Annotated in this window: 6 protein-coding genes; 2 read left to right on the forward strand and 4 right to left on the reverse strand. The window is 48.1% G+C overall.

Annotated features, from left to right (window positions below; translation table 11 throughout):
• Window position 1: 1 nt before the first annotated feature.
• Genes ribF through rbfA form a run of 4 tightly spaced genes read right to left on the reverse strand, consistent with a single transcriptional unit; the run spans window position 2 to window position 2,953 of the window.
• Window positions 2–895, reverse strand: coding sequence for a riboflavin biosynthesis protein RibF (gene ribF / locus ACQY18_RS06305; RefSeq protein WP_428039258.1), 894 nt, complete (start codon window positions 893–895; stop codon window positions 2–4).
• Window positions 885–1,631: a tRNA pseudouridine(55) synthase TruB gene (gene truB / locus ACQY18_RS06310; RefSeq protein ID WP_428039259.1), complete on the reverse strand. Its 747-nt coding sequence runs from the start codon at window positions 1,629–1,631 to the stop codon at window positions 885–887. Before truB ends, ribF begins: the two co-directional genes overlap by 11 nt.
• Window positions 1,609–2,607 (reverse strand): DHH family phosphoesterase, encoded by a 999-nt coding sequence (locus ACQY18_RS06315; RefSeq protein ID WP_176778059.1) that lies wholly within the window; start codon window positions 2,605–2,607, stop codon window positions 1,609–1,611. The genes truB and ACQY18_RS06315 overlap by 23 nt, the downstream gene beginning before the upstream one ends.
• Complete coding sequence (gene rbfA, locus ACQY18_RS06320; RefSeq protein WP_176778060.1) at window positions 2,591–2,953, reverse strand: 30S ribosome-binding factor RbfA; 363 nt, start codon at window positions 2,951–2,953, stop codon at window positions 2,591–2,593. The genes ACQY18_RS06315 and rbfA overlap by 17 nt, the downstream gene beginning before the upstream one ends.
• Window positions 2,954–3,112: 159 nt before the next feature.
• Between rbfA and ACQY18_RS06325 the strand changes: the two genes are divergently transcribed.
• Together ACQY18_RS06325 and ACQY18_RS06330 are read left to right on the forward strand one after the other, a co-directional pair.
• Window positions 3,113–3,619: a type IV pilin protein gene (locus tag ACQY18_RS06325; RefSeq protein WP_428039260.1), complete on the forward strand. Its 507-nt coding sequence runs from the start codon at window positions 3,113–3,115 to the stop codon at window positions 3,617–3,619.
• A 136-nt stretch (window positions 3,620–3,755) separates the two neighbouring features.
• On the forward strand, window positions 3,756–4,133 hold the full coding sequence (locus ACQY18_RS06330) for a DUF190 domain-containing protein (RefSeq protein WP_176778062.1): 378 nt from the start codon (window positions 3,756–3,758) through the stop codon (window positions 4,131–4,133).
• The last annotated feature ends 645 nt before the right edge of the window (window positions 4,134–4,778 follow it).

The raw sequence follows: 4,778 nt of genomic DNA on the forward strand, positions 1-4,778 counted from the left end.
GCTAAACCCCTTGTAGGATTTTTTTGGCTTGTTTGCGGTCGGCCGTCAGTTGGGCAACCAACGCGGGCAGGCCGTTAAATTTCACTTCGTCGCGCAGTTTGGCGTAAAAATCAACCGTCAGTTGCTCGCCGTAAATATCTTCGTTAAAATCAAACAGGTTCACTTCCACTAGCGGAATATTCGCCTGAATGGTGTTTACCGTCGGGCGGAAACCAATGTTGCAAAACGCATCATAAACGCGGCCTTTTACGCGGGCTTTTACGGCAAACACGCCCAGGGGCAAAATTTTGTAAATCCCCGTATCCAAATTAGCCGTGGGAAACCCCAGCGTGCGGCCCAGTTTGTTGCCCACAATCACCGTGCCGGTTAATTGGTACGGCCGCCCGAGCAGGCGGTTGGCCTCCTCAATAGCTCCGCTTGCCAATGTTTTGCGGATGAGCGAAGAAGAAATTTTCTGCTCCCCGGTGGCCAAAAAGTCACTCATTTCAAAGGGAATTTCCCGCCGCGCGCAGGCGGTTTGCAACCACCCGGCAGTTCCGGTGCGGTCCTTGCCGAAAGCAAAATCCTTGCCGATAAGCAACCCGCCCATTTGGTAGCGGGTTAATAAAATTTCAAAAAATTCTTCCGGCGTTTGGTTGCGCACTTGCTTAAAATCCAACGCCACCGCCCGCGCCCCGGCGGCATCTTCCAAAAGCGGTTGTTTTTCGTCCGGCGTGGTAAGTACCGTCATTTCCGGGCGGGGGGATAACAGCGTTTTGGGCGGCAAGGGGAAATACAGCACCAGCGGATTGGTAAGCGTGTTGGCCGCCAACACATTCAAACGGTTGAACAAAAAGCGGTGCCCGGCGTGTACGCCGTCAAACGTGCCGATAGTAATAAAATTTTTAAGCGTCATGGTTTTCCTCGGCCGGGGCGCCCGGCACATCTATCAGGCGGGAGTAAATCGCACCGGGGGTAGATTCTTTAATCAGCGCGCCGTCTAAAGCGTTTTGAACATCCAAATCCCCTATTTTCAGGCGGCGCAGTTCGCACAAGTGCCCGGTGGTGCCCAGTTTTTGCGCCAAAAGCCAACCCAGCGCGCGTACATACGTCCCGCACGAGCAAACTACCGTAAACTCTATTTGCGTGGGCGAAACAAGGCGTACATCTTGCCAATTATAAATTTGAATGGTGTTGTAGCGGCGCTCCATTTCGTGCCCGTTGCGGGCCAATTCGTACATGCGCTTGCCGCCGATTTTTTTGGCGCTGTAAAACGGAATAGGCTGTTCCACTTCGCCGGTCAGTTCGCGCGTGGCGGCTAAAATTTGTTCCAAGGTCAGCGGGGGGACGGGCATAACGGCGGTTTCTTCGCCGTACGCATCCCAAGAATCGGTTTCCGCACCCAGTTGCAAAAGCGCGCGGTAGGTTTTGGGTTGTTTTAAGAAATAGTCCTGCTGTTTGGTGGCTTCCCGCCCGACGAGCAGTAATAATAAGCCGGAGGCCATGGGGTCCAAGGTGCCGCTATGGCCTATTTTTTTTACATTCAGCGCCTTGCGCGTCAGCACGATAATATCGTGCGACGCGTAATCGCGTGGTTTATCCACCAAAAACAGGCCGCTTTTAAGCGGTTTATTGGATTTTTTGGACGACATTTTTTACAACTTCGGCCAATTCACCCGTGACGTCTTCCAACGCTTTGCCGCTAACTTTGAATCCGGCCGCGCGGGCATGGCCGCCGCCGCCAAAGTGCTGGGCAATTTTGCTTACGTCCACGCTGTTGCGTGCGCGAAGATTGACGGAAATTTTATCCGGTTCTTCTTTAATCAGGCTGGAAACTTCCACGCCCGGAATCATGGTGGGTTGGCTGACAATGCCTTGCGTTTGGGCAGGCGTGGCGCCGAGGGCTTCAAAATCCCGGCGGGTAAGCACAATTTGGCTGTACTTGTTATCAAAGCGCAGTTCCATTTTTTCCAGTGCGCGGCCGAGCAGTTTTAGGTCAATATACGGTTTGGTAAAATAAATCACTTGGTTGATTTTATCAATATCCGCACCCACGGCCACCAAGGCGGAGGCCACCCGCAGGGCTTCGGCGGTGGTGTTGCTGTGCAAAAAGCGCCCGGTGTCCGTTTCCAAGCCGGTATAAAGGCAGGTGGCTTCTTCGGGCGTAGGGAGCAGGTTGTCTTCGCTGGCTTCAAAAAGTTGGAAGATAATTTCGGCGGTGGAACTGGCGGAAGAATCAATATAATTGATGTCGCCGTATTCGTCGCTGATTAAATGGTGGTCTATATTGATGATGGTTTTAGCGTTTTGGAGTACGCTTTCCAAATTGCCGCCGCGGGTTCTGTCGGAACATTCCAACAAAATAACGGTGTCAAAATCGGGCTTTTCGGGCAAGGTATCCACATGAACCTGCTGTAAACCGGGCAGAAATTTAAGGTCACTCCCCACGGCGGGGGTGGCGTACGCGTAGGATTCTTTCCCCAGGCGCGTAAGTAAAGACACCATAGTCAACGTGCAACCCAAAGAGTCGCCGTCCGGGTTTTGGTGCCCGGCAATAAAAAACTTTTTACCGTTTTTAAGCGCTTGCCAAATAGCGGCGAAGGTTTTTTCTCTAGTTAGTTGGGTCATGTTTTTCCTTTTCAATGACTTGAAATATGGATTCCACGCGCGCGGCTTGTTCGGGCGTGTTGTCGTATTCAAAGGTGAAGGAAGGAATCCGTTTTAAGTGCAGGCGGTGGCGCATAAGCGCGCCGATTTCCTTACGCAAAACGGAAAGAGCCTCTTGGGTTTTCTTTTTGTCTTCCGGGCTGCCGAATACGGAAAAATACACCTTGGCGGACGATAAATCCTTAGACACATGTACCGCGGTAATAGTCACAAAACCGCCCAATTCTCCGGCGGCGGACAAACGGGTGACGTGCGTGTTAATTTCTTCTAAAAAAAGGGTTTCCAAACGTTTTATTCTGTCAATCATATTTTTATTATACCATTTTGGGGCGCTTAAATAGGGCAAAATGCGCTTGTTTTTCTAATAAAGTTTATGTAAACTTATAATAGAGCTTTACTGCGGTTGATGCGGCAGAAAGTTCGGGCGCGTTGGCGCAAAAAGATTCGTTTATTTAAGGAGAAAATTATGAAAAACAAAGGTTTTACTTTGATTGAATTACTGGTGGTAGTGCTTATCATCGGTATTTTGGCCGGTGTGGCCTTGCCGCAATACACCAAAGCGGTGGAAAAATCCCGCGCGACGGAGGCTATTACGCTGTTAAGCAATATTGCCAAAGCGGAAACCGTGTATGCGTTGGGCACGAACAGTTTTACCAATGACTTGAACGCGCTGGATATTCAGATGCCTAATATTAATGCTGGGGCCACATCCCAAGCGGAAACTAAAAATTTTAATATTGAGGTGTCACTTGCCGATGGTGACTTACACCTGGTTGCTAGCCGCAAAGGAACGGTTAATGTGTATGCGATTGCGGGTTCTATGCCGCTTAACGGTAATTTGCAAATGTGGTGCAAAGTTGGGGCCGGATACGGGAATAAGCCGTCAGAGACTACCGATGTGGGTTCTACCGAAGCTGGCAAAATCTGCAAGAGTATTGCTAACGGTAAAAAAACAGGTATGATTATGCAATAAATTTAGTACCGTTTCATACAAAAGGCCCCGGGGTTTATCAGCCCGGGGCCTTTTTAATCGGTAAAAAGTGCCTGCACCCGTCGGGCGTTTTTATGTTATAATACGGTTAGGGGAACCACCCCTAAGGGGGCCGCTTATGACCTGCAAAAAAATGAAACTCCTAAAAGTGTATGTAAGCAGTACCGATAGAATTAATCACGTTCTTTTGTATGAAATTATTGCAAAAAAAGCGAAGGATTTTGGCATTGCCGGCGCTACCGCCGCGCGCGCCATGTTGGGTTATGGCCCCAGTTCCGTTTTGCGCGACACCCGCTTTTTTGAATTGGTGGAAAAATACCCGGTAATTATGGAAATGGTGGATACGCCGGAAAAAATTGACCAATTTTTGGAAAAAGAGCTGTTGCCGTTTTTGGAAAACCAACCCAAAGGGTGTATGGTGTATACGTTTGATGTGGATGTGCATTTGGCGAAGATGGGGGATACGAAGATAAAGAAATGCCAATGTGAGGAATAACGGCGAACGACGAACAACTGTTGGTAAGCTGGTTTTTTATGCGCGGGGAACAAAATAACATTTTGTTCCCCGTTCGCATTTAGTGGGCAACATTTTTCCACATTTGGCCGTCTGAGCGGTCCCTTTGGGCTTATGTGGCAGTTCTTGGGGCGGCGCCCCAAACCTGCCTTACTTTTTTTCATTGCAAAAAAAGTAAGCAAAAAAGCTAGCACCCCGGGAAGCCATAAAATTTATTTTTATCCGGGCATTTTACAACTCCCTACGGTCGGACAAGTAAAATGCCTTTATGACTCCGTTAAAAATAAATTTTATAGACGGCTTCAAAGGGGTGCATTAAACGGAAAACGGCTACAACAACAAACAACAACAGCGAACAACAACGGCAAAAAAGAGCGGAAAAGGCACAAATACATCTGCCGCTTAATCGGTCGGCTTATCAGCAAAACCACAAAATAAGAAAAACCACTTAAAAACAAATGCGCGCCAAAAAAAGTTTTGCGTGGAAAATATCCTTAAAAAATGAACAAATAGCTTGCCGTTTTTGAATAGGGTTGTTTTTGTTTTTTTTTTTTGATAAATTTTGTTTATAACAAAATTTATCAAAAAATGAGGTTTTACATGAAAAACGCAAATATAAGCCGTTTA

Origin of the sequence: Candidatus Avelusimicrobium faecicola (assembly GCA_900540405.1) — a bacterium.
GTDB lineage: Bacteria > Elusimicrobiota > Elusimicrobia > Elusimicrobiales > Elusimicrobiaceae > Avelusimicrobium > Avelusimicrobium faecicola.

Excerpts from the sequence above, each read along its gene's own strand:
- ACQY18_RS06315 (WP_176778059.1), bottom strand. The coding sequence starts at position 2,607 with ATGACCCAACTAACTAGAGAAAAAACCTTCGCCGCTATTTGGCAAGCG.
- rbfA (WP_176778060.1), bottom strand. The coding sequence starts at position 2,953 with ATGATTGACAGAATAAAACGTTTGGAAACCCTTTTTTTAGAAGAAATT.
- ACQY18_RS06325 (WP_428039260.1), top strand. The coding sequence starts at position 3,113 with ATGAAAAACAAAGGTTTTACTTTGATTGAATTACTGGTGGTAGTGCTT.
- truB (WP_428039259.1), bottom strand. The coding sequence starts at position 1,631 with ATGTCGTCCAAAAAATCCAATAAACCGCTTAAAAGCGGCCTGTTTTTG.
- ribF (WP_428039258.1), bottom strand. The coding sequence starts at position 895 with ATGACGCTTAAAAATTTTATTACTATCGGCACGTTTGACGGCGTACAC.
- ACQY18_RS06330 (WP_176778062.1), top strand. The coding sequence starts at position 3,756 with ATGACCTGCAAAAAAATGAAACTCCTAAAAGTGTATGTAAGCAGTACC.